This is a genomic window from Pseudomonas sp. TE6283 (genome assembly GCF_054060555.1).
In genome coordinates this window covers 555,767-576,543 of sequence record NZ_JBSSDH010000001.1, presented here as the reverse complement: position 1 = coordinate 576,543, position 20,777 = coordinate 555,767, and the positions used below count along the sequence as shown (strand labels likewise).

The following is a 20,777-nucleotide window of genomic DNA, read 5'->3' as shown; positions in this document are numbered from 1 at the left end:
GTCGATATCGCTACCCTTGAAACTCTGTTTGATGGAAGTGAACAATGCCGCGCACGGCCCTCCACACCCAGCTCAACCGGGTGCAGACGTTTCTGGCGGTGGTCGATTTCGGCTCCTTTACCAAGGCGGCGGACTTTCTCGGCATCAGCAAAGCCATGGCCAGCCAGCACGTCAAGGCGCTGGAGCAGGCCCTGGGAGTGACGCTGCTGGCGCGCAGCACCCGTTCCATCGCCCTGACCGAAACCGGCCAAGGTTTCTACGAAGACTTCAAGGTGATCGTCAGCGATGTCGAAGGCGCCTTCGACAGTGTGCTGCGCCGGCACAATGGCGTATCGGGCCGACTGCGCATCAGTACCACCGGGGAGTACGGCGAGCGCTTCATCCTGCCGCTGATCCCGGTGTTCGCCGAGCGCTACCCAGCGTTGTCGATCAGCTACGAGACCGACTCGTCGCTGAGCGACCTGATTGCCGAACGGCTCGACCTGGTGGTGCGCCTCGGTGCCCTGATGGACTCGAACCTGCGCAGTCGCAAGCTGGCTGACTACGACATTCTGCTGGTGGCCTCACCGCCCTTTCTCGCTCGCCATGCCATCACCGAGCCTGCCGACCTTGCGCAGGTACCCTGGATCGCCAATAGCAACCTGCGCAGCCCGACCAGTTGGACCTTGCGCGCAACGCGCAGTGGCAGTGCGAGCGTGGTGGGCAAGGCGGTCTACCAGTCCAATGCGTCCCACGCCATCCGGGCGATGGCCTGCGCCGCGCTGGGCGTGGCAGTGCTGCCTGCCTGGCTGGTCGAGGAGGATCTGGACGCCGGCAGGTTGCAGCGCGTGTTGCCGGACTACAGCCTGCCGGCGCAGCCCATCAGCGTCGTCTACCCGAACAGCAGCCATGTGCCGCACAAGACCCGGGTGTTCATCGACTTCCTGTGCGAGCACCTGGGGCGCTAGTTCATGGCTCCAGGCCGATACCGCGCAGGATGACGCCGGTGACGGTCTGCACCGCTTGCTCGAACGCCACGTCGGACAGCGACTCGCCGCCATTGAGCAGGTTGACCTGGTAGCCGAAGTCGGCGTAGTGCTGGGTCGCGGCCCAGATCATGTACAGCAGCGCAGACGGCTCCACCGGCAGGATGCGGCGTTCCTCGACCCAACTGCGGATCTTCGCTTGCTTGAGCTGCGCCCAGGGCACCAGGATTTCGTCCAGGCTGGCGCCGAGCAGCGGGGCGCCGTGGAGCATCTCCTCGGCCCAGATCTTCGAGCCCAGCGGCCTTGAGCGCGAGTGGCCCATCTTGGCGCGGATGTAGCTGGTCAGCACCACCCTGGGGTCGTCGAAGCGCTCGAAGCACAGGGCGTCCTGCTTCCACACATCCAGCAGGTCCTGCAGCACGGCGCGGTACAGCTCGTCCTTGGTGCTGAAGTAGTAGTGCAGGTTGGAGCGCGGCAGTTGCGCCAGCTCGGCGATATCGCCCATGGAGGTGGCGCCGTAGCCCTTGTCGGCGAACACCTGCTCGGCGGCTTGCAGGATTTTCTCGACGTTGCGCCTGCGGATCTCGATCTTGTGGTTGGCCATGGGCTGTCCGTGGTGACCTGAACAGGGCAAGGCTAACAGCTTTGCCAGGGCCAAGGTTAACGGCCTCGCGCTCCTGCAGGGAGACGTGTAAACCCTGGCTGTTCGGCAGCAGGGTCAATGCCTGGCGCAGGCGCATGATCGACTCGGTGCGCGGCTGACGATGCGGGGGCACGCCGACGCGGTGCAGGGTGTGATCCAGCCGGGTTGCGGGCACTTCGTCATGGAGGAAGCGCCGGTGTCGTTCAACGAGCACCTGCTGGCGTTCCTGGAGGAGGTCGAGGTCAACCGCTGATCGCGGTCCGGGTCCTGGCGGCGTCGGTCACCACCTGCGGGCGGCCGGCGCGCGACACCGCCAGTTTGCGCTGCTCGTATTCCTCCAGGCTCAGGCCCTGACGCTGCAGCGCCTCGAGTTGCAGCTGACGGGTTTCCTCGGCGGTATAGGGGCGTAGCTCGGGATGACTGGCGCAGCCGCTGAGCACAGCGATGGCCAGGGCAGCGAGGAGGTGGCGGGCGGTGGTGTTCATCGGGGCGGTTCCGTGAGCCTGGGATTCGAGGGTGTCGAATCGATGAACTCAGGTTATGGGCCGCGTTGACGCTTTGGAAATTGCTGGGCTCGATAGTGATTATCGAAGCATGCGCATATCCTGCAGGTACGGGCTTGCACTGTTTGGTCCGCCCTCAGCGCGGCATGTAGCCCAACTGCCAGGCCCGCGGAATGAACACCGTCACCAGCGCCAGCAGGCAGGCCAGGGCGCAACTGGCTGCCAACGCCTGCAAGCCAAGCCGTTGTTGCAGCCAGGCGCCGAGCGCGGCGCCCAGCAGCATGCCGCTCCAGGGCACCAGTTGCACTCGCCAGCCATCGCGCCGCTCTCCCAGCAGCCAACGTCCCAGGCCACGGCCGAAGCGCGACAGCGCGCCGGTGACGTAGGTCAGGCCGATCGGCAGGCCGTTTACCTGCTCGACCACCGCGTTGAGCATGCCCATGGCCAGGGTGGCCGCGATCAGCGCGGGGAAGGTGATCGACGCCGGCCAGGCCGCGGCGAAGGCCAGCAGGGTGGCGACGATCAGCAGCAAGGGCGCGGCGCGCCGGTTCAGGCGCCGGGCCAGCAGGACACCCAGGGTGTTGCCCAGCACGAAACCGAGGATCGCCAAGGCCAGGCGCAGGATCAGGGCCAGGTCCGCCTGGCTGATGGCCACCGCCAGGCGCGTGGTGTTGCCGCTCATGAACGAGACGAAGTCGCCCAGCGCCAGCAGGCCGACGGCATCGGTCATGCCGGCCAGCACCGAAAGCCCGGCCACCAGCCCCAGGCCGACCCGCCCGCGCAAGGCCTGCAGGCGGACGCGGCGTGCACTGTGCAGGGAGGGGGCGGTGGGCAGCATGGGACGGGTCTCCGGGGCAGGGGGCTCTGATCTTATACCCGGACCATGGCCTTGCGCATGGGGATGCAGGACAGTTCGAGGCCAAAGGGCGACTGGTAGGTCGATTGTGCTTCGCCGACGTAGCCGCAGCGGCGATAGAACGCGGCGGCGTTGAGGGTGGCATCCAGATGGACCGTTTCCAGGCCCTCGACCCGGGCGATGCCTTCGAGGTGTTCGACCATCCTGCGGGCGATGCCCTGGCCCATGAACGACGGCAGTACGAACAGTGCGCCCAGTTCGCCGCTGTGCAGGTCGAGCATGCCGGTGGCGGCGATCGTAACAAGGGCGTACGGGAAAACGCTGATTGGCGCGGTGCAATGGGATTGTGCTGTTAAATCACCGGGGCAGGTCGCATGCTGCGGGCTTCCCGCAAGCACAGTGTCGAGGCAGGCAATGGCAATGGATACGCCCGTGGTAATGGTCAATGGCCTGATCGGCTGCCTGGATCACCCGACGTTTCAGCGCACCTTGCGACCCAGGAAGGTGTTTGCCCCGGACCTGCTCGGCTACGGCAGCCTGGACGACACGCCGTCGACGCTGGTCGATATCGACGCCCAGGTCGAGCACCTGCGGCAGATCCTGCTGGCGCGCAACCTGCCCTATGTGCACCTGCTCGGCCACTCCGTGGGTGGAGTGGTGGCGATGCTGTTCGCCCGGCGCTATCCAGCCAGCGTGGCGAGCGTGATCAGTGTCGAGGGCAACTTCACCTTGAAGGACGCGTTCTGGTCGGTGTCAGTGGCGCGCATGGCCCCAGTCGAGGCCGAAGCGTTGCTGCAAGGTTATCGTGACGATGCCTCTGCCTGGCTGGCCCGCTCCGGCATCATGGCCGATGCCGGGCGCCTGGCGCTGGCGAACCAGTGGCTGGCCCACCAGGGCGCGGGCACGCTGCAGGCCATGGCGCGCTCGGTGGTCGCGGTGACCGGCGTACCAGGTTACCTGGCGGAGCTGCGCACGTTGTTCGCCACGAAACCGGTGCACCTGGTCGCCGGCGAACACTCACGGGCTGGTTGGGATGTACCGCACTGGGCCGAGGAGCAGGCGGCCAGTTTTACCGTGCTGCCGCGTGCGGGGCACCTGATGATGCTCGAAGACCCGCAAGGCTTCGCCAACGCCATCGCCCGCCTGCTCGACTGACCGGGCTCAGAACGATCCTGTCTGTACCTCGCCGCTGCGCACGTAATGCGCCAGCAGTACCCCGTTGGGCGTGCTGCTCGATTCCACCAGCTTGAAGGTTGCAGCCTGTGCATCGTCACCGAACAGGCGCTTGCCGCGCCCCAGCAGCAGGGGATGGATCAACAGGCGCAGCTCGTCCACCAGCCCGGCCGCCAGCAGCTGGCGTACCAGTTCACCGCTGCCTTGGGTCAGCAGCGCCGGGCCGTCCTGTTGCTTGAGCGCGCGCACCGCGCCTGTTACATCGGCGCCCAACGTGTGGCTGTTTTGCCATTCGATGGATTCGGGACGGTGGGTGGCGACATGCTTGGCCACGCCATTGAACAGGTCGGCCAACGGACGATCCGGCGCCTCGGGCCCGACTTCTGGCCAGAACCCGGCGAAGATGTCGTAGGTGCGCCGCCCCAGCAGCAGTTCGAACGGTTGGCTGAACAGGGTCTGCATGGCCTGGCCGAAGGCCTCGTCGGCCAACGGCGGGATCCAGCCGCCATGGGTGAAGCCGCCGCTGGTGTCCTCCTGCGGACCGCCGGGGGCCTGCATGACGCCGTCGAGGGTGATGAAGGCGGCGACGATGAGCTTGCGCATGGGATGAATCTCCTCGGGTGGGTGTGCTGGATAGTCGAACGGGGTTGGCGCGAATCGACAGCAGGGCTGAACGATAGTCAGGGTTCGACGGATGGGGGCGCGGGAGGAGAGAAAGCGGGAAAAGGCGCGGTCGCCTGCAGGAGCGGCTAAAGCCACTCCTGCAGAGGGTTCGGCTACAGCCAGTAGGTCACCGCCCACCAGCCCAGGCCACCCATGACCACGGTGTAGGGCAAGGCCATCCACACCATGCGTCCATAGGACAGTCGAACCAGCGGCGCGATCGCCGAGGTCAGCAGGAACAGGAACGCCGCCTGGCCATTGGGCGTGGCCACGCTGGGCAGGTTGGTGCCGGTGTTGATCGCCACCGCCAGGGTTTCGAAGTGCTCGCGGCTCATCGCGCCGTTGACGAACGCCTGCTTGACCTCGGTGATGTAGATGGTGGCGACGAACACGTTGTCACTGATCGCCGACAGCAGGCCGTTGGCCAGGTACAGCATGCCCGGCTGCTGCTCGCTGGGCAGGGCCAGCACCCAGGCGATCAGCGGGCTGAACAGTTGCTGCTGGTGGATCACCGCGACCACGGCGAAGAACACCACCAGCAGCGCGGTGAACGGCATGGCGTCCTGGAACGCGCGGCCCAGGCGGTGCTCGTCGGTGATGCCGGTGAAGGCGGTGATCAGCACGATGACCATCAGGCCGATCAGGCCAACCTCGGCGATATGCAGGCCCAGGCAGACGATCAGGATCAACGCGGCCAGGCCTTGCACCACCAGGGCGATGCGCTGGGCCGGAGTGCGCGCGGCGTCGTCCTCGGCGGCGTAGGCGGCCAGTACCTGGCGCACACGCTCGGGCATCAGCGTGCCGTAGCCGAACAGGCGCAGCTTCTCCAGCAGCACGCAGGTCACCAGGCCTGCCGCCAGTACCGGCATCGACACCGGCGCGACCTTGAGGAAGAAGTCGGCGAAGTGCCAACCCATTTCATGGCCGATCAGCAGGTTCTGCGGCTCGCCCACCAGGGTGCACACGCCGCCCAGCGCCGTGCCCACCGCGCCGTGCATCAGCAGGCTGCGCAGGAAGGCGCGGAACTGGTCGAGGTCGTCGCGGTGCAGTTGTTCGACCTGGTGGTCGCTGTCCAGCGCCGACTCCTCCCGTGGATTGGTGCCCGAGGCAACCCGGTGGTACACCGCATAGAAACCCACCGCGGCGCTGATGATCACCGCGGTCACGGTCAGGGCGTCGAGGAACGCCGAGAGAAACGCCGAGAGCACGCAGAACAGCAGGCTCAGTATCGCCTTGGAACGCACCCCCAGCAGGATCCGCGAGAACAGATACAGCAGCAGTTCCTTCATGAAGTGAATGCCGGCGACCATGAACATCAGCAGCAGGATTACCGGGAAGTTGTGCTGCAGCTCTTCGTACAGGGCCTCGGGCGTGGTCATGCGCAGCAGCAGCGCCTCGACCAGCAGCAGGCCGCCGGGCATCAGCGGGTAGCACTTGAGCGCCATCCCCAGGGTGAAGATGAACTGGATCACCAGCACCCAGCCGGTAACCACCGGGCCAAGGGTCGCCAGCAGCAACGGGTTGAGCACCAGGAACAGGCAGATGACGGCCTTGTACCAACGCGGCGACTGGCCCAGGAAACCATGGGCGAGGGCGCCGGTCAGGGAACGGGACATGAATTTGTATCCTTTTGATTCAGCAGTGGCGCAAGGTGCCGCATCGCGCCTTGGGGTGCAAGTCATCCAGTCCGGCTTTTGGCACATGTGCAGCCTTGCGGGTGCGCTAAGATCCGGCGTTGTGAACCCTTTTCCCACAGGAGTGCCGCTCGTGACCGAATACACCGCGTTCAAGGTCGAACTGACCGACAACATCGCCCACGTGCAGATCAACCGCCCGGACAAGATCAACGCGATGAACGCCGCCTTCTGGGAAGAGCTGGTCGAGATCTTCCAATGGATCGACGACACCGACGCGGTGCGCGTGGTGGTCATCAGCGGCGCCGGCAAGCACTTCTCCTCCGGTATCGACCTGACGATGCTGGCCACCCTGGCGCAGCAACTGGGCAAGGACGTCGGCCGCAATGCCCGGGTGATGCGCCGCACCATCCTGCGCCTGCAAGGCTCGTTCAACGCCGTGGACAACTGCCGCAAGCCGGTGCTGGCGGCGATCCAGGGCTACTGCATCGGTGGCGCCATCGATATGGTTTCGGCCTGCGACATGCGCTACTGCGCCGCTGACGCGCAGTTCTCGATCAAGGAGATCGACATGGGCATGGCCGCCGATGTCGGCACCTTGCAACGTTTGCCGCGTATCATCGGCGACGGCATCATGCGTGAGCTGGCCTACACCGGCCGCCGGGTCGACGCCCAGGAAGCGCTGCGCATCGGCCTGGTCAACCGCGTCTATGATGACCAGGCGGCGCTGCTCGACGGGGTCTTTGCCATCGCCCGCGAGATTGCCGCAAAATCGCCGATCGCCGTGGCCGGCACCAAGGAGATGATCAGCTACATGCGCGACCATCGCATCGACGATGGCCTGGAGTACATCGCCACCTGGAACGCCGCCATGCTGCAGTCCGAAGACCTGCGCGTGGCCATGGCCGCGCACATGAGCAAACAGCAACCGACGTTCGCCGACTGACTGGACAGTGGCGGGCGCCACCTAGGGACCCGAACCATGTCAGCACGCTGGACAACCGCAGTACTCGACCCGCAGATCACCGGGGGGCTGGCCGTCGCCCGCAGCCCGGAGGGGTTCCTGGTGGACGCCAACGGCGCGCTGTTCCCCCGCGACTGGCTCAAGCGCCAGGACCTGGACGTGCTGTGCGAGCATGGTATCGGCCATTTCGATGGCCAGCCGGTGTTCCTGCTGGAGCTGCGCGGGGCCGGCGAGGTGCCGGGGTGTTACTGGCAGGGGTTGCGCCGGTTCATGCTCGAGGGCGACTTCGATACCTACAAGGTACTTGGGTACGCCGCGCAGATCGGTACCTGGGCTCGTGAGCACCGTTTCTGCGGCAGTTGCGGGCAGGCCATGACGCAGATTCGCTGGGAGCGGGCGATGTATTGCCAGCCGTGCGACCTGCGCAGCTATCCGCGGATTTCACCGAGCATGATCGTACTGATTACTCGCGGTGACGAAGTGCTGCTGGCCCGTTCGCCGCGCTTCGTGACCGGGGTCTACAGCACCCTGGCGGGGTTCGCGGAGCCTGGGGAGTCGGCCGAGGACTGCCTGGTGCGCGAGGTGCGTGAGGAGGTGGCGGTCGAGGTCAGGAACATCCAGTACGTTGGCAGCCAGTGCTGGCCGTTTCCGCATTCGATGATGCTGGGGTTTCATGCCGAGTATGCTGGGGGGGAGATTGTCATGCAGGCGGATGAGATCGAGGATGCGCGGTGGTTCAATGTGCATGAGTTGCCGCCTTTGCCGGCGGGGCGGTCGATTGCTCGGTATCTGATTGATCTGTATGTGGCTCGGCGGTTGGGTCTTCCTGAGCCGGTTTTGTCTGCCTGAGTTGAGTTGGTTTGTTGGTTTGGAAGTTGTAGGCGCATTCATTTGTGATGTTGACGCTTATTCACCTTTGCGCCCTTACGGCGGGTTACTTTGGTCGTGGCCAAAGTAACCAAAGCCGTTGCGCTCCATTCATCCGGCCCTACGCTTCGCTCCGGGTTCCCTCACTCCGGCCTTGCTCCCGGGAGGACCGCGCTGCAGGGCCCATCCTGGGCCCCAGCGCTTGACGGGCATCCATGCCCGTCACCTCCCTCCGCAAGACCTCCATTCGGCCTCCTGAAGTCGCGAAGTTACGGGCGGCGCCTGGGCTGGCGCAGCTGTCGCTAGTTGGAATTTAATTAATCTCTCGATTGTTTCGCGGGGCAAGCCCGCTCCCACGAAATAGTCGTCGTTATATAGATCTCTGTAGGAGCGGGCTTGTCCCGCGAAAGGGCCTGAACAGCCAATACATAACTAATGGTAAAACAACTAACTTCGCGCCTCTTGCTCTTGCTCTCTTGCTCTTGCTCTTGCTCTCTTGCTCTTGCTCTTGCTTCTAAGCGCGCGATAGTCCAGGCGCCGCCAATTGCGACTTCAGGAGGCCGAGCGGAGTTCTTGCGGAGGGAGGTGACGGCCATGGATGGCCGTCAAGCGCTGCGCCCCAGGATGGGGCGTTCAGCGCGGTCCTCCCGGGAGCAAGAACGGAGCGAGGGGACCCCGGAGCGCAGCGTAGGGGCCGGATGAACGGAGCGGAACGGTTTTGCCTACTTTTCCCAAGAGAAAAGTAGGCCGCCATAAAGGCGGAAAGGTGACTAAATGTCGTTATATTCTACGAATGCGCATACAAAAATCAAAACAATCGCCCCCAAGCCCAAGCCCTACCCAAACCAATGCTGCCAAGCCAACCGCACAGTCAACGCCAACACCACGGCAATAAACACCGGTCGGATGAACTTGCTCCCCCCACTGATCGCCGTACGCGCCCCGAAGAACGCCCCGATCATCACCGACACCCCCATGCACAGGCCAACGATGTAATCCACCTGCCCGGAAATGATGAACACCGTCAGCGCCGCGATGTTGCTGACGAAGTTCATGCTACGCGCCACGCCACTGGCGCGAACCAGGTCGATGGGATAGAGCAGCAACGTGCTCACGGTCCAGAAGGCACCTGTGCCGGGCCCGGCGACACCGTCGTAGAAGCCCAGGGTGAAGCCCTGCGGGAACTGCCACTTCTTCCTGATCGGCGCCTCGGCGTCCAATGGCGCCTTGGGCGTGCCGCCAAACAACAGGTAGACGCCACAGGCAAAGACGACCACCGGCAGCATCTTGTTCAGCCATTCGGCAGGCATGTAGTGGGCCACAACCGCGCCGATCAGCGCACCCACCAGGGTGCCGACGATCGCCAGGCGCCACTGCGCCGGGTGGAACAGCTTGCGCCGGTAGTAGGTGATGCTGGCGGTGACGGCGCCGAAGGTCGAGCTGAGCTTGTTGGTGCCCAGCACCAGGTGCGGCGGCATGCCGGCGGTGAGCAGCGCCGGGGTCGTCAGCAGCCCGCCGCCGCCGGCAATGGCGTCGATGAAGCCGGCTACGAAGGCGACCAGGGCGAGGATCAGCAGGGTGAGCGGTTCTACGGTGAGGTCGAAGGGCATGGGGTGTGCGCAGGCTGGAAGGCGGGGTGCGGCAAAAGGCCGCGCCAGAGGTGGTGCATGGTAATCCTGGGCGGCGCGTGATTCCAGTGCCAGCCTCTTCGCGGGTAAACCCGCGAAGAGGCAGCAACAGGGCCTACAGGAACCAGCGATACTCCCGCGCACTGACCTCCTGCAGAAACGCCAGATGGTCCTGGCGCTTGTTTTCGCAATAGACCATCACGAACTCTGCGCCCAGCCCTTCGTTGACTGCCGGGTGTCCGCGCATGGCCGCCACCGCGCCGAGCATGTCCTTGGGGAAGTCGATCCCGCTGCCACGATCCTCGTTCAGCGGCGTGATCGGCTCCTGCGCGGCATCGAGGCCGTGCTCCATGCCGCAGAGTATCGCCGCCAGCACCAGATATGGATTGGCATCCGCCCCGGCCAGCCGGTGTTCGATCCGCAGGTTGCGCGGATCCGACTCGGGGATACGAATGCAGGCGTCGCGGTCCTCGAAGCCCCAGCTCGCACGGCTGGCGGCGTTGACCATGGCGCCATAGCGACGAAACGCGTTGTGGTTGGCGGCGAACACCGGCATGCAGTGCGGCAGCAGCGCCAGGCAGCCGGCCACGGCGTGGCGCAGCGGGCGCTGGGCGTCGGCGGCGAGCAGGTTGCTGCCGGCCGCGTCGTAGAGGCTGACATGCACATGCATGCCGCTGCCCGGCGCGTGTAGGTAGGGCTTGCTCATGAACGACGCACGCAGCCCATGCTTGAGCGCCACGCCACGGGTGCTGCGACAGAACAGCGCCGCCCAGTCGGCGGCGCGCAGACCTTCGTCGCAGTGAGCGAAATTGATCTCGAACTGGCCAGGGCCCAGCTCGGCGGTGATGACATTGGCGTCCACTCCCTGGGCATTGGCGGTCTCGACCATCTCGCGTAACACATCGGAAAACCGCGAAAGGCGCTCGATATGCATGTTCGGTTGGTCGTCGGCATCGCCACTGGCCGGATCGCGGGGGAACTGCGGCAGACCGTCCTTCAGCGTCCGGTCGAACAGGTAGAACTCCAGTTCGAACGCCACCACCGGGCGGATGCCCTTGCGTTCGAGGCGCTGCAGGACGCGGGCCAGAACCTCGCGGGGCTCGAACTCGATGGGCGCCGCGGTGCCGTCCGAAGTGATCAGCATCTGCCCCAGCGGCTCGCGCTCCCAATTAATCGGCTTCAGCGTACCGGGCACCAGGCGGCGCGGGGCGTCCGGGTCACCGTCGTTGAAGCAGTAATCGCCGATGGGGAACAGCCCGCCCTGCACGCCGAGCAGCACGCAGTTCTGCGGCAGCTTGAGCGGGCTGCCGGCGGCCACCTTTTCCAGCATGTCGATGGGGTAACGCTTGCCGTAGAAGTGCCCGGGGATGTCCAGGCTGATCAGGTCGACGTAGCGCACCTCGGGGTGTCGGGTACGGAAGGCGCGTACTTCGCTGAGCAGATCGGGGAAGCCTGTTGTACTTGTCATTGGCATGCTCTCAACGGAAGACCCAGAGAACCCGGGTCGTTCGGGCGGTCAGGTTGGCGTAGCGGAACTGGCTGTGGGGTGGCAGCTGGAAGCTGTCGTTGGGGTACAGGGTGACGGCATCTTCCTGGCCTTCGAGCCACAGGGTCAGTTCGCCCTCGAGTACGAAACCACCCTGTTCCGAGCTGTCGTCCAGATGCCCCTCGCCACTGCTGGCGCCGGGCGCCAGGTGGCTTTCGAGCATGGCGAAGCGGCCGGTGAGGGTCGGCGAGACCAGCACGTCGGTGACCCCGGAGGCGTAGTACAGGGTCCGTCGCTCGCCGGGACGGGTGACCCAGTCGAGCGCCCGGGGCGGCACGGCCTGGTAGAAGTAGGTGGTGGGGACCTGCAGCGCCTCGCTGATGGCGGTGAGGTCGGCCACCGTAGGGCGCGAGAGGCCGCGCTCGACCTGGGAGAGAAAGCCCAGCGAGCGCTTGACCCGGCCGGCCAGCTCGTCCAGGGTCAGCCCACGGTGCTTGCGCAGGTCGCGCACCAGTCGCGCCAGGCCTTGGTTGTCGTCGATCGGCTCAGACATGGTCGCGCATCCTGTACCAGGCCTTGGCGGCTGCTTCCAGCGGCGCGGCCAGCAGGTCGCCACCGGGGAAGCGGCCATTGTCGATAGCCTGGTAAAGCGCGAGCAAGTCGTCGTTACCGAGAATCGCGTCACTGACGGCGCGTGCGCCGGCCAGTGTCGGCAGCACGCCGTGCCCGGAGAATCCTTGCAGCCAGTAGCGTTGGCCCTGACGGCCGATATCCGGGGTGCGCTGGATGCTGCAGTCGATATGGCCGCCCCAGGCATGTTCGATGGCCACCCCGCGCAACTGCGGGAACACCCGCTCCAGGTAGGGCCGGGTGGCGCTGGCGACGTCCTTGGGGATGCCGCCCAGGTAGGTGCAGCCGCCCCCGAACAGCAGGCGATGGTCGGGTGTCAGGCGGAAGTAGTCGGGAACGAACTGGTTGTCGATCACGCAGCTGTTGCGTGGCAGCAGCGAGGCGGCGAACTCGGCATCCAGCGGCGCCGTGGCCACCTGGTAGGAGCCCACCGGCAGCAGGCGGCGCGAGAGCGTGCGGTCGAGGCGGTCGATATAGGCATTGCAGGCCAGCACCAGTACGCGACTGCGCACTTCGCCCTGATCGGTGCGGGCAACGAAGCCGTCGGCGTGTTCGTGGTAGTCGAGCACCTGGCTTTGCTCGAAGATCCGCCCGCCGTTCGCCTCGATCACGCCGGCCAGCCCCTGGGCCAGTTTCAGTGGGTTGAGGTGGGCGCCATTGGGGTCGTACAGCGCGGCCTGGTATCGGGGGCTGTCGATCCACTCGGGCAGTTCGTCGCGGCCGATCAGGCGCAGGCAGTCGTAGTCGAACTTCTCCTGTGCTTCGCGCCGGGCTTCCTCCAGCAGTTTTACTCGGCGCGGCAACACGGCGGTCCACAGGCTGCCCAGGCGATAGTCGACATCGAAGCCATGGCGCTGGGGCAGTTCGCGCAGCTCGCGGGCGGCCCAGCACATGCTGTCCCACAGGCGTCGGCTGCGCTCCAGGCCCAGGGCTCGCTCCAGCGGGGGCATGTCGCACGACCAGCCCAGCAGTGCCTGGCCACCGTTACGGCCCGAGGCGGCCCAGGCCACCCGGCTGGCTTCCAGCAGGGTCACGCGCTGGCCGGCCAGTGTCAGGCGCAAGGCCGTGTGCAGGCCGCTGAAGCCGGCACCGACGATCAGGATGTCGGTGTCATGAGCGCCTTGCAGGGTGGGGCGCAGGGGGAGGGTGGTGGGGTAGGTGCGGGCGTAGTAGCTGGCGACGTGCTGGGCGGATTGCTTGAACATGCCGGGGCCTCGTGAAATTTTTTCTGATTATTTTCATGAAAAAATAGCAGAGAATTTTCATTTCGCCAGTAGTAGATGGTGCCATCGCGGGGCGCGCTAGGTCGCTGCCTTGCGCCGCGGCTGTCGGGGCTTGCTGGCTGCTGTCTTGCCCTTGGCGGCACCCTTGCGCTTCTTCTTCCACGGCGCTGCCGCCTTGCCCGCTGCCGGCCCGCTGATGGTCAGGCGCAGGCCGCTGCACCGTTGCACCAGCTTGCCCATCCAGGCCGACTGGCGGGTGACGAACTCGTCCAGGCTCATCTCGCCGCTCTGTACCATGTCCAGCGCCTGTTCCCAGATTGCGGTGGTGCCGGGGTCGGCGATGGCCCGGGGCACGGCGTCTATCAGGCTGAAGGCGGCGGGCGTGGCCGACAGCGCCTTGCCGTTCTTGACCAGGTAGCCACGGTCGAGCAGGCCCTGGATGATGCTGGCCCGGGTGGCCTCGGTGCCGATGCCGGTGGTTTCCTTGAGCTTCTGTTTAAGCCGAGGGTCGTCGACCAGCTTGGCGACGTTCTTCATCGCCTTGATCAGGTCGCCTTCGGTGAAGGGCTTGGGCGGCTGGGTCCACAGGTCCTTCAGCTGCAGGTCCCGCACTGCGCAGTCCTGGCCTTCGCGCAGCGTCGGCAGCACCTGTGCCGGTGGCGCCTCGCGACCCTTGGTTGGGGTCAGTGCCTCGGGCAGCGCCCGGCGCCAACCCGGCTCGACGATCTGCTTGCCCACCGCCCGCAGCGCATGACCGGCACAATCGAACTCGGCCTCGGTACGGTCGTACTCGTGGTTGGGCAGGAACTGCGCCAGGTAGCGGGCGCGAATCAGGGTATACACGGCCTTGTACTTGGGCGGCAGACGCGCCGGGTCGCTGGCGGCGGCGGTGGGGATGATGCCGTGGTGGGCGCTGACCTTCTGGTCGTTCCATGCCCGTGAGCGGCGGCCCGGATCCAGGTGCGGCCGCAGCGGCGCGAGGCTGTCGTCGGCGCGCTGCAGGGCGGCGAGGATGCCAGCGGCCTCGCCGTGCTGGCTGAGAGGCAGGTAGCCGCTGTCGCTGCGCGGGTAGGTGATGAGCTTGTGGGTCTCGTACAGGGCCTGGGCGATGTCCAGGGTCTCCTGGGCGCCGAGGCCGAGCTTCTTCGAGCACACCTCCTGCAGGGTACCGAGGTCGAAGGGCAGGGGCGCCGCCTCGCGCACGCGTTCGGTGGCGATCTTGCGCACCCGGGCGCTCGCGGCCGCCTGCATGTCGGCGGCCGCCTGCCGGGTCAGGTCCTGCTTAAGGCAGCGGCCCTGGTCGTCGCAGGCGTCCTCCGGTGCACGCCACTGGGCGTTGAACACGCTGCCGGCGCTCTCCAGCTGCACCTCGATGGCCCAGAAGGGCACCGGCACGAAGTCGGCGATGCTGCGGTCGCGGTCCACCACCAGGCGCAGCGTCGGTGTCTGCACCCGGCCTACCGGCAGCACGCCCTGATAGCCGGACTGGCGGCCGAGCAGGGTGAACAGGCGGCTCATGTTCATGCCGATCAGCCAGTCGGCCCGCGAGCGGCCGAGGGCCGAATGGTACAGGCTGAAGGTCTCCTGCCCCGGCAGTAGACGACCCAGCGCCTTGCGGATCGAGGCATCGTCCAGCGCCGACAGCCACAGACGCTGGATCGGCCCCCGGTAGCGACAATGCTCGACCAGCTCCCGGGCGATCATCTCGCCCTCGCGGTCGGCGTCGGTGGCGATCACCAGTTCGCGGGCCTCGCCGAGCAGGCGCTTGACCGCCTTGTACTGGCTGGCGGTCTTGGGCTTGACGGTCATCTTCCACTTTTGCGGGATGATCGGCAGGTCCTCGAGGGCCCAGCGCTTGTAGCGCTCGTCGTAGCTGTCGGGCGGGGCGGTCTCGAGCAGGTGGCCGATGCACCAGGTCACGCAGACATCGGTGCCTTGCCAGCAGCCGTCGCCACGACGCTGGGCGCCGAGGACCTTGGCGATGTCTTTTGCCTGGGAGGGCTTTTCGCAGAGAAAGAGGCGCATGGCCGAAACGCTTGATCGTGGGAGGTGGGCACTAGGATGCGCAAGGCAGGGCGCACAGGCAAGCTTTATCTGTATGTATGTACAGTTTTTTCGCCCGCATGTTTGGCAGGGTAGTCACCCCTTGGGGTTGGACGATTCGGCAAATGCGTGCCAGCTTTGCCTTTCGCCCGCCAGTCGTGTCACTGGACGATGTCGCTGGGGTGTCCTTCCTACAAGAACAACAAGGATGTAAACCAATGCCCGTTTTCGATTACCGACAGCTCGATAGCACTGCCTCCTCCTCGCTCTATAAAGATGCCATGGCCCTGGCCACCTATGCCTACCATGGCATCGACGATGGCTTCAGCGCCGGCTATCAAAAGCACGGCTTCGGCCTGGGCCTGCCGGCCACCCTGGTCAAGGCGCTGATCGGCGGCACCGACAGCCAGGGCGTCATTCCCGGCATCCCCTGGAATCCCGACTCCGAAGCCCGGGCCCTGGCCCAAGTCAAGGCCGCCGGCTGGACGCCGCTCAGCGCGGCGCAGCTGGGCTACCAGGGCAAGACCGACGCCCGCGGTACATTCCATGGCGAAGCGCCGGGCTACACCTCGGCACAGGTGGAAATCCTTGGGCGCTACGATGCCGCCGGTCAGCTCAGCGGCATCGGCATCGCCTTCCGCGGCACCAGCGGGCCGCGCGAGATCCTGCTGGGCGACACCATCGGAGACGCCATCAACGATCTGCTGGCGGCGATCGGCCCGGCCGGCTATGCCCGTGATTACGCCGGTAACGCATTCGGGCAACTGCTCGCCGATGTGGCAGCCTTCGCCAAGGCCAACGGCCTGAGCGGTGCCGATATCACGGTCAGCGGCCATAGCCTCGGCGGCCTGGCGGTCAACAGCCTGGCCGACCTCAGCGGCTCGCGCTGGGGCGGTTTCTACCAGGATGCGCGTTACGTCGCCTTCGCCTCGCCGACCCAGGCCGCCGACGCCAGCAAGGTGCTCAATATCGGCTACGAGAACGACCCGGTGTTCCGCGTGCTCGACGGCACCTCGGCAACCTGGGGCACCCTGGGCGTGCACGACGGCGCCAAGGCTTCGGCCACCAACAACATTGTCAACTTCAACGACCACTACGCCTCCGACGCCTGGAACCTGCTGCCGTTCTCCATCGGCAACATCGCCACTTGGTTGTCGCACCTGCCGACGGCCTACGCCGATGGCCTTGGCCGCGTGCTGGGGTCGTCGTTCTATCAATGGACCAGCCGCGACTCGACCATCGTGGTCAGCAACCTGTCCGATGTCACCCGTGGCTCGACCTGGGTCGAGGACCTCAACCGCAATGCCGAGCCGCACAAAGGCAGCACCTTCATCATCGGCTCCGACCAGGACGACCTGATCCACGGCGGGCGTGGCAACGACTACCTTGAGGGCCGGGCCGGCAATGACACCTTCCGCGACGACGGCGGCTTCAACTTGATCGACGGCGGCGCCGGCCACGACACCCTGAAGCTGCAGGACGCCCTGGCCAACCTGAGCATCGCCCGGGACGGCGAGGGCACGCTGTACGTGCGCGACGCCCAGGGCGGCATCAGCCTGGTGCGCAATGTCGAGAACCTGGTGAGCAAGGAGTCGAGCCTGCTGATCTTCAGCAAGGAGGTCAGCCACGGGGTCGCGGCGCAGGGGCTGTTCGAGAGCGGCAAGGTCACGCCCTACGCGTCCTCGCTCAACGGCACCCAGGCCGGCGACCAGTTGGTGGCAGGCAACCAGGGCCAGTGGTTGTTCGGCCTCGGCGGTGACGACCGGTTGCAGGGCGGTGCTGGCAATGACGTGCTGGTCGGCGGCGCGGGCAACGATGTGCTCATTGGCGGCGGCGGGCGCGACACCTTCCTGTTCAGCGAGCATTTTGGCCAGGATCGGGTGCTGGACTTCTCCGGGCAGGACCGGCTGGTGTTCATCGGCGTGGACGGTGGCACCGCAGCGCCGGACTGGCGTGCCCATGCCAGCCAGGTTGGCGATGACCTGGTGCTGAAGTTCGGGGGGGATAGCGTGACGCTGGTGGGGATCTCGGCCCAAGGGGTGGGGGATGGGCAGATTGTGATTGCCTGAGGGGTAGGGCGTAACCCTGCAGGAGCGGCCTTGCCGAGGCGTCGGACCGGTCGGAAAGGGCCGCATAGCGGCCCCGGCGATCTTTGCGTCAACGCTGAAACCCTGGGGCTGCTACGCAGCCCTTTTCGACCGGTCCGACGCCTCGGCAAGACCGCTCCTACAAAGAGCAGGCTAACGTGATGGCTCAGGCCATCTCGCGCGAGTCGCGAACCATGTCCACGTGCGGAATGCCAGCCTCGAGGAACTCCTCGCTGACCACGCGGAACCCCAGGCGCTCATAGAATGGCGTGGCGTGCACCTGGGCGCTGAGCATCTGCTGCTTGAGGTCGCGGTTCTGCGCCTCGACGATCACCGCGCGCATCAGCGCGTCGCCCACGTGCAGGCCGCGCCAGTCCTTGAGCACCGAGACCCGGCCGATGGTGCCGTCGGGCAACAGGCGGGCGGTACCGATCGGGTAGTCGCCCTCCATGGCCAGGAAGTGCACGGCGGTCGGGTCCTCGGCGTCGAATTCCAGCTCCGGCGGCACGTGCTGCTCGGCGACGAACACGGCGCTGCGGATACGGTGGATGTCGGCGTTGTCCTTGTGCCAGTCGGCCAGTCGAACACTGATCTTATTCATCGGCGAATCCCAGGCTGCCTTGCATGACCAGCTGTTGTACCAGCATCAGGCCGTCTTCGTCTTCCAGCCACTGCCCAAGGTTCTCGCTGTGCAGGGCGTCGGCGGAGCAGATCAGCTTCAGCAGTTCGCGCAGTTTGCCCGGCAGCGGGCAACTGCGACCGCTGGCGAACAGCAGCAGGTCGTCGCCGAACTCCGACCAGGCCAGGCGTGCGCTCGGGTTGCGGATCAGGATGGCGCCCTGGCCGAGGTAGTCGAGCAGCTCCTGCTCGCTCAGTTCCTCGCCGACAACCTGCTCGGGATAACGCGGCTCGGTCATGAACTGGCCGAACCAGGTCAGCAGCAGGTCCTTGTCGGCCATGTGCTTGTCGATCAGCGCCTTGAGGCGGTCGAGGGCATCGTGCTGGATCTGGTGCGGGTCGCTGACCGGCTGGGCGTCGGCGTCGCTGTAGCGCTCTTCATCCGGCAGGAACTGGCCGAGGAAGTCGGTGAAGTGGGTCAGCACTTCGGCGGCGCTCGGGGCGCGGAAGCCCACCGAGTAGGTCAGGCACTCGCTCTCGGCAACGCCGTAGTGGGCCAGGCGCGGCGGCAGGTAGAGCATGTCACCCGGCTCCAGGGTCCACTCTTCGCTCTGCTCGAAGTCGGCCAGGATACGCAGGTCGGCGTGGTCGATCAGCGCGCTGTCGCTGTTGCACATCTGTCCGACTTTCCAGTTGCGCGTGCCGTCGCCCTGCAGCAGGAATACGTCGTAGTTGTCGAAGTGCGGGCCGACGCTGCCGCCGGGCGCCGCATAGCTGATCATCACATCGTCGATGCGCCAGCTGGGCAGGAAGCGGAACGCTTCGAGCAGCTCGGCCACTTCCGGCACGAACTGGTCAACCGCCTGCACCAGCAGGGTCCAGTCGCGCTCGGGCAGGTCGGCGAAAGCGTCCTCGGCGAACGGGCCGCGGCGCAGCTCCCACGGGCGCTCGCCGTGTTCGAGCACCAGGCGCGACTCGACTTCTTCTTCCAGGGCCAGGCCGGCCAGTTCGTCGGCGTCGATGGGGCTGACGAAGTCGGGGAAGGCCTGACGCACCAGCAGCGGCTTTTTCTGCCAGTAGTCGCGCAGGAATTCACGGGCCGTGAGGCCGCCCAGCAGTTGCAGTGGAGTATCAGAATTCATGTTCAACCTATTGAAAAAACGTAGTTTTCGTACGGGAATAAAAACGCCCGGCCAGGCCGGGCGTTGTACGCGACGCTCAGCTTAGATGCGTTTGGCCTGGGCCACGGCGTTGCCGATGTAGGTCGCCGGGGTCAGTTGCTTGAGCTCGGCCTTGGCTTCGGCCGGCATGTCCAGGCCGTCGATGAAGGTCAGCAGGGCTTCAGGGGTGATGCCCTTGCCACGGGTCAGCTCCTTGAGCTTCTCGTAGGGGTTCTCGATGTTGAAGCGGCGCATCACGGTCTGGATCGGCTCGGCCAGGACTTCCCAGCAGGCGTCCAGGTCGGCGGCGATGCGGGCGGCGTTGACTTCAAGCTTGCCGATGCCTTTCAGGCTGGCTTCGTAGGCGATGACGCTGTGGGCGAAGCCCACGCCCAGGTTACGGAGCACGGTGGAGTCGGTCAGGTCACGCTGCCAGCGCGAGATCGGCAGCTTGCTGGCCAGGTGCTGGAACAGCGCGTTGGCGATCCCCAGGTTGCCTTCGGAGTTCTCGAAGTCGATCGGGTTGACCTTGTGCGGCATGGTCGAGGAGCCGATTTCGCCGGCGACGGTCTTCTGCTTGAAGTAGCCCAGCGAGATGTAGCCCCAGACGTCGCGGTCGAAGTCGATGAGGATGGTATTGAAACGGGCGATGGCGTCGAACAGCTCGGCGATGTAGTCGTGCGGCTCGATCTGGGTGGTGTAGGGGTTGAACACCAGGCCCAGCTCGTCCTCGATGAAGGCTCGGGCGTTGGCTTCCCAGTCGATCTGCGAGTAGGCCGACAGGTGGGCGTTGTAGTTGCCCACGGCGCCGTTGATCTTGCCCAGCAGCGGCACGGCGGCCACCTGGGCGATCTGGCGCTCCAGGCGGTAGACGACGTTGGCCAGCTCTTTACCCAGGGTGGTCGGCGAGGCCGGCTGGCCGTGGGTGCGCGACAGCATCGGCACGTCGGCGTGGGCGTGGGCCAGGGCGCGGATGGATTCGGCGATCTGGCGCATCAGCGGCAGCAGCACATCGTCACGGCCGGCGCGCAGCATCAGGGCGTGGGACAGGTTGTTGATGTCCTCGCTGGTGCAGGCGAAGTGGATGAACTCGCTGACCTTGGCCAGCTCAGGCAGCTGAGCCGCTTGCTCCTTGAGCAGGTACTCGATGGCCTTGACGTCGTGGTTGGTGGTGCGCTCGATTTCCTTGACGCGTTCGGCGTGCTCAAGTTTGAAATCGGTGGCCAGGCTGTCCAGCACGGCGTTGGCTTCGGCGGAGAACGCCGGCACTTCGCCGATCTGCGGGTGGGCGGCCAGGCGCTGCAGCCAGCGTACTTCGACCAGGGCGCGGAAACGGATCAGGCCGAATTCGCTGAAGATGGGGCGCAAGGCCTGGGTTTTGCCGGCATAACGGCCGTCTACAGGGGAAACCGCAGTGAGCGAGGAGAGCTGCATGGGGTGTTCTCGGACAGTCAGGCTTTTGGAAGGGCGCATATCATACATGAAAAACGCGCCCGAGTCGGGTGGCTGACCAAAGGTCGGGCCTATCAAAAATGTTGCGATCCCCTGTAGGAGCGGCCTTGTGTCGCGAAAGGGCTGCGCAGCAGCCCCGGCAATCTTGAGTCAGGCTCGAGATCCTGGGGCCGCGCTGCGGC

Annotated in this window: 20 protein-coding genes; 6 read left to right on the top strand and 14 right to left on the bottom strand. The window is 65.8% G+C overall.

Translation table 11 applies throughout. The features are described 5' to 3' along the window. The first annotated feature begins 44 nt into the window (after positions 1 to 44). Positions 45 to 947, top strand: a complete 903-nt coding sequence (locus ACVWZ5_RS02885; RefSeq protein WP_457340394.1) for a LysR family transcriptional regulator — start codon at positions 45 to 47, stop codon at positions 945 to 947. Between the two features lies 1 nt (position 948). Here the strand turns inward: ACVWZ5_RS02885 and ACVWZ5_RS02880 are convergent, their stop codons facing one another. Then, a complete protein-coding gene (locus ACVWZ5_RS02880) occupies positions 949 to 1,569 on the bottom strand; it encodes a TetR/AcrR family transcriptional regulator (protein ID WP_062573522.1) in 621 nt (206 codons plus the stop codon). A gap of 160 nt (positions 1,570 to 1,729) precedes the next feature. Between ACVWZ5_RS02880 and ACVWZ5_RS02875 the strand changes: the two genes are divergently transcribed. Continuing rightward, complete coding sequence (locus ACVWZ5_RS02875; RefSeq protein WP_186599518.1) at positions 1,730 to 1,861, top strand: alpha/beta fold hydrolase; 132 nt, start codon at positions 1,730 to 1,732, stop codon at positions 1,859 to 1,861. On the opposite strand, the gene ACVWZ5_RS02870 is transcribed toward ACVWZ5_RS02875, so the two are convergent. The 3 genes from ACVWZ5_RS02870 to ACVWZ5_RS02860 all read right to left on the bottom strand — a co-directional run bounded on the left by ACVWZ5_RS02870 (position 1,851) and on the right by ACVWZ5_RS02860 (position 3,248). Beyond that, entirely contained in the window at positions 1,851 to 2,093 is a 243-nt protein-coding gene (locus ACVWZ5_RS02870; protein ID WP_062573523.1) for a hypothetical protein, read from the bottom strand. The two genes, ACVWZ5_RS02875 and ACVWZ5_RS02870, sit on opposite strands and share 11 nt — an antisense overlap. Positions 2,094 to 2,247: 154 nt before the next feature. Next, entirely contained in the window at positions 2,248 to 2,949 is a 702-nt protein-coding gene (locus ACVWZ5_RS02865; RefSeq protein WP_062573524.1) for a YoaK family protein, read from the bottom strand. Between the two features lie 32 nt (positions 2,950 to 2,981). Further along, positions 2,982 to 3,248: a GNAT family N-acetyltransferase gene (locus ACVWZ5_RS02860; RefSeq protein ID WP_084941374.1), complete on the bottom strand. Its 267-nt coding sequence runs from the start codon at positions 3,246 to 3,248 to the stop codon at positions 2,982 to 2,984. A 139-nt stretch (positions 3,249 to 3,387) separates the two neighbouring features. Between ACVWZ5_RS02860 and ACVWZ5_RS02855 the strand changes: the two genes are divergently transcribed. Continuing rightward, entirely contained in the window at positions 3,388 to 4,122 is a 735-nt protein-coding gene (locus tag ACVWZ5_RS02855) for an alpha/beta fold hydrolase (RefSeq protein ID WP_062573526.1), read from the top strand. Between the two features lie 6 nt (positions 4,123 to 4,128). Here the strand turns inward: ACVWZ5_RS02855 and ACVWZ5_RS02850 are convergent, their stop codons facing one another. Both ACVWZ5_RS02850 and nhaB read right to left on the bottom strand, forming a co-directional pair. Further along, the gene (locus ACVWZ5_RS02850) at positions 4,129 to 4,743 is read right to left on the bottom strand and encodes a dihydrofolate reductase family protein (protein WP_062573527.1); all 615 of its coding nucleotides are present in this window, start codon (positions 4,741 to 4,743) and stop codon (positions 4,129 to 4,131) included. A 173-nt stretch (positions 4,744 to 4,916) separates the two neighbouring features. After that, positions 4,917 to 6,419 carry a sodium/proton antiporter NhaB gene (gene nhaB / locus ACVWZ5_RS02845; protein WP_050705228.1) on the bottom strand — a complete coding sequence of 501 codons (1,503 nt, stop codon included), beginning with the start codon at positions 6,417 to 6,419 and terminating at the stop codon, positions 4,917 to 4,919. A 151-nt stretch (positions 6,420 to 6,570) separates the two neighbouring features. Here nhaB and ACVWZ5_RS02840 point away from each other — a divergent pair, with 151 nt between their 5' ends. Further along, positions 6,571 to 7,383 (top strand): crotonase/enoyl-CoA hydratase family protein, encoded by an 813-nt coding sequence (locus ACVWZ5_RS02840; protein ID WP_028692407.1) that lies wholly within the window; start codon positions 6,571 to 6,573, stop codon positions 7,381 to 7,383. Positions 7,384 to 7,419: 36 nt separating this feature from the next. Beyond that, complete coding sequence (nudC, locus tag ACVWZ5_RS02835) at positions 7,420 to 8,250, top strand: NAD(+) diphosphatase (protein WP_062573530.1); 831 nt, start codon at positions 7,420 to 7,422, stop codon at positions 8,248 to 8,250. Positions 8,251 to 9,104: 854 nt separating this feature from the next. Here nudC and ACVWZ5_RS02830 read toward each other — a convergent pair. From ACVWZ5_RS02830 to ACVWZ5_RS02810, 5 genes are all read right to left on the bottom strand, one after another. Beyond that, the gene (locus tag ACVWZ5_RS02830; RefSeq protein ID WP_301143899.1) at positions 9,105 to 9,878 is read right to left on the bottom strand and encodes a TSUP family transporter; all 774 of its coding nucleotides are present in this window, start codon (positions 9,876 to 9,878) and stop codon (positions 9,105 to 9,107) included. Between the two features lie 133 nt (positions 9,879 to 10,011). After that, a complete protein-coding gene (locus tag ACVWZ5_RS02825) occupies positions 10,012 to 11,364 on the bottom strand; it encodes a glutamine synthetase family protein (RefSeq protein ID WP_457340393.1) in 1,353 nt (450 codons plus the stop codon). 10 nt (positions 11,365 to 11,374) lie between these two features. Continuing rightward, the gene (locus ACVWZ5_RS02820; protein ID WP_062573533.1) at positions 11,375 to 11,935 is read right to left on the bottom strand and encodes a helix-turn-helix domain-containing protein; all 561 of its coding nucleotides are present in this window, start codon (positions 11,933 to 11,935) and stop codon (positions 11,375 to 11,377) included. Beyond that, positions 11,928 to 13,217: an NAD(P)/FAD-dependent oxidoreductase gene (locus tag ACVWZ5_RS02815; RefSeq protein WP_062573534.1), complete on the bottom strand. Its 1,290-nt coding sequence runs from the start codon at positions 13,215 to 13,217 to the stop codon at positions 11,928 to 11,930. The genes ACVWZ5_RS02820 and ACVWZ5_RS02815 overlap by 8 nt, the downstream gene beginning before the upstream one ends. A 96-nt stretch (positions 13,218 to 13,313) precedes the next feature. Next, complete coding sequence (locus ACVWZ5_RS02810; RefSeq protein ID WP_301143898.1) at positions 13,314 to 15,260, bottom strand: DNA topoisomerase III; 1,947 nt, start codon at positions 15,258 to 15,260, stop codon at positions 13,314 to 13,316. Between the two features lie 236 nt (positions 15,261 to 15,496). Between ACVWZ5_RS02810 and ACVWZ5_RS02805 the strand changes: the two genes are divergently transcribed. Further along, positions 15,497 to 17,347, top strand: coding sequence for a polyurethane esterase (locus ACVWZ5_RS02805; protein WP_457340392.1), 1,851 nt, complete (start codon positions 15,497 to 15,499; stop codon positions 17,345 to 17,347). A 184-nt stretch (positions 17,348 to 17,531) separates the two neighbouring features. On the opposite strand, the gene ACVWZ5_RS02800 is transcribed toward ACVWZ5_RS02805, so the two are convergent. The 3 genes from ACVWZ5_RS02800 to purB form a co-directional block, all read right to left on the bottom strand. Then, the gene (locus tag ACVWZ5_RS02800; RefSeq protein WP_028692399.1) at positions 17,532 to 17,966 is read right to left on the bottom strand and encodes a GNAT family N-acetyltransferase; all 435 of its coding nucleotides are present in this window, start codon (positions 17,964 to 17,966) and stop codon (positions 17,532 to 17,534) included. Next, on the bottom strand, positions 17,959 to 19,125 hold the full coding sequence (locus tag ACVWZ5_RS02795) for a ribosomal protein uL16 3-hydroxylase (protein ID WP_258801858.1): 1,167 nt from the start codon (positions 19,123 to 19,125) through the stop codon (positions 17,959 to 17,961). The genes ACVWZ5_RS02800 and ACVWZ5_RS02795 overlap by 8 nt, the downstream gene beginning before the upstream one ends. 81 nt (positions 19,126 to 19,206) lie before the next feature. After that, positions 19,207 to 20,577, bottom strand: coding sequence for an adenylosuccinate lyase (gene purB, locus ACVWZ5_RS02790; protein ID WP_062359667.1), 1,371 nt, complete (start codon positions 20,575 to 20,577; stop codon positions 19,207 to 19,209). Positions 20,578 to 20,777: the final 200 nt, after the last annotated feature.

Excerpts from the sequence above, each read along its gene's own strand:
- ACVWZ5_RS02885 (WP_457340394.1), top strand. The coding sequence starts at position 45 with ATGCCGCGCACGGCCCTCCACACCCAGCTCAACCGGGTGCAGACGTTT.
- ACVWZ5_RS02880 (WP_062573522.1), bottom strand. The coding sequence starts at position 1,569 with ATGGCCAACCACAAGATCGAGATCCGCAGGCGCAACGTCGAGAAAATC.
- ACVWZ5_RS02875 (WP_186599518.1), top strand. The coding sequence starts at position 1,730 with ATGCGGGGGCACGCCGACGCGGTGCAGGGTGTGATCCAGCCGGGTTGC.
- ACVWZ5_RS02870 (WP_062573523.1), bottom strand. The coding sequence starts at position 2,093 with ATGAACACCACCGCCCGCCACCTCCTCGCTGCCCTGGCCATCGCTGTG.
- ACVWZ5_RS02865 (WP_062573524.1), bottom strand. The coding sequence starts at position 2,949 with ATGCTGCCCACCGCCCCCTCCCTGCACAGTGCACGCCGCGTCCGCCTG.
- ACVWZ5_RS02860 (WP_084941374.1), bottom strand. The coding sequence starts at position 3,248 with ATGCTCGACCTGCACAGCGGCGAACTGGGCGCACTGTTCGTACTGCCG.
- ACVWZ5_RS02855 (WP_062573526.1), top strand. The coding sequence starts at position 3,388 with ATGGATACGCCCGTGGTAATGGTCAATGGCCTGATCGGCTGCCTGGAT.
- ACVWZ5_RS02850 (WP_062573527.1), bottom strand. The coding sequence starts at position 4,743 with ATGCGCAAGCTCATCGTCGCCGCCTTCATCACCCTCGACGGCGTCATG.
- nhaB (WP_050705228.1), bottom strand. The coding sequence starts at position 6,419 with ATGTCCCGTTCCCTGACCGGCGCCCTCGCCCATGGTTTCCTGGGCCAG.
- nudC (WP_062573530.1), top strand. The coding sequence starts at position 7,420 with ATGTCAGCACGCTGGACAACCGCAGTACTCGACCCGCAGATCACCGGG.
- ACVWZ5_RS02830 (WP_301143899.1), bottom strand. The coding sequence starts at position 9,878 with ATGCCCTTCGACCTCACCGTAGAACCGCTCACCCTGCTGATCCTCGCC.
- ACVWZ5_RS02825 (WP_457340393.1), bottom strand. The coding sequence starts at position 11,364 with ATGACAAGTACAACAGGCTTCCCCGATCTGCTCAGCGAAGTACGCGCC.
- ACVWZ5_RS02820 (WP_062573533.1), bottom strand. The coding sequence starts at position 11,935 with ATGTCTGAGCCGATCGACGACAACCAAGGCCTGGCGCGACTGGTGCGC.
- ACVWZ5_RS02815 (WP_062573534.1), bottom strand. The coding sequence starts at position 13,217 with ATGTTCAAGCAATCCGCCCAGCACGTCGCCAGCTACTACGCCCGCACC.
- ACVWZ5_RS02810 (WP_301143898.1), bottom strand. The coding sequence starts at position 15,260 with ATGCGCCTCTTTCTCTGCGAAAAGCCCTCCCAGGCAAAAGACATCGCC.
- ACVWZ5_RS02805 (WP_457340392.1), top strand. The coding sequence starts at position 15,497 with ATGCCCGTTTTCGATTACCGACAGCTCGATAGCACTGCCTCCTCCTCG.
- ACVWZ5_RS02800 (WP_028692399.1), bottom strand. The coding sequence starts at position 17,966 with ATGAATAAGATCAGTGTTCGACTGGCCGACTGGCACAAGGACAACGCC.
- ACVWZ5_RS02795 (WP_258801858.1), bottom strand. The coding sequence starts at position 19,125 with ATGAATTCTGATACTCCACTGCAACTGCTGGGCGGCCTCACGGCCCGT.
- purB (WP_062359667.1), bottom strand. The coding sequence starts at position 20,577 with ATGCAGCTCTCCTCGCTCACTGCGGTTTCCCCTGTAGACGGCCGTTAT.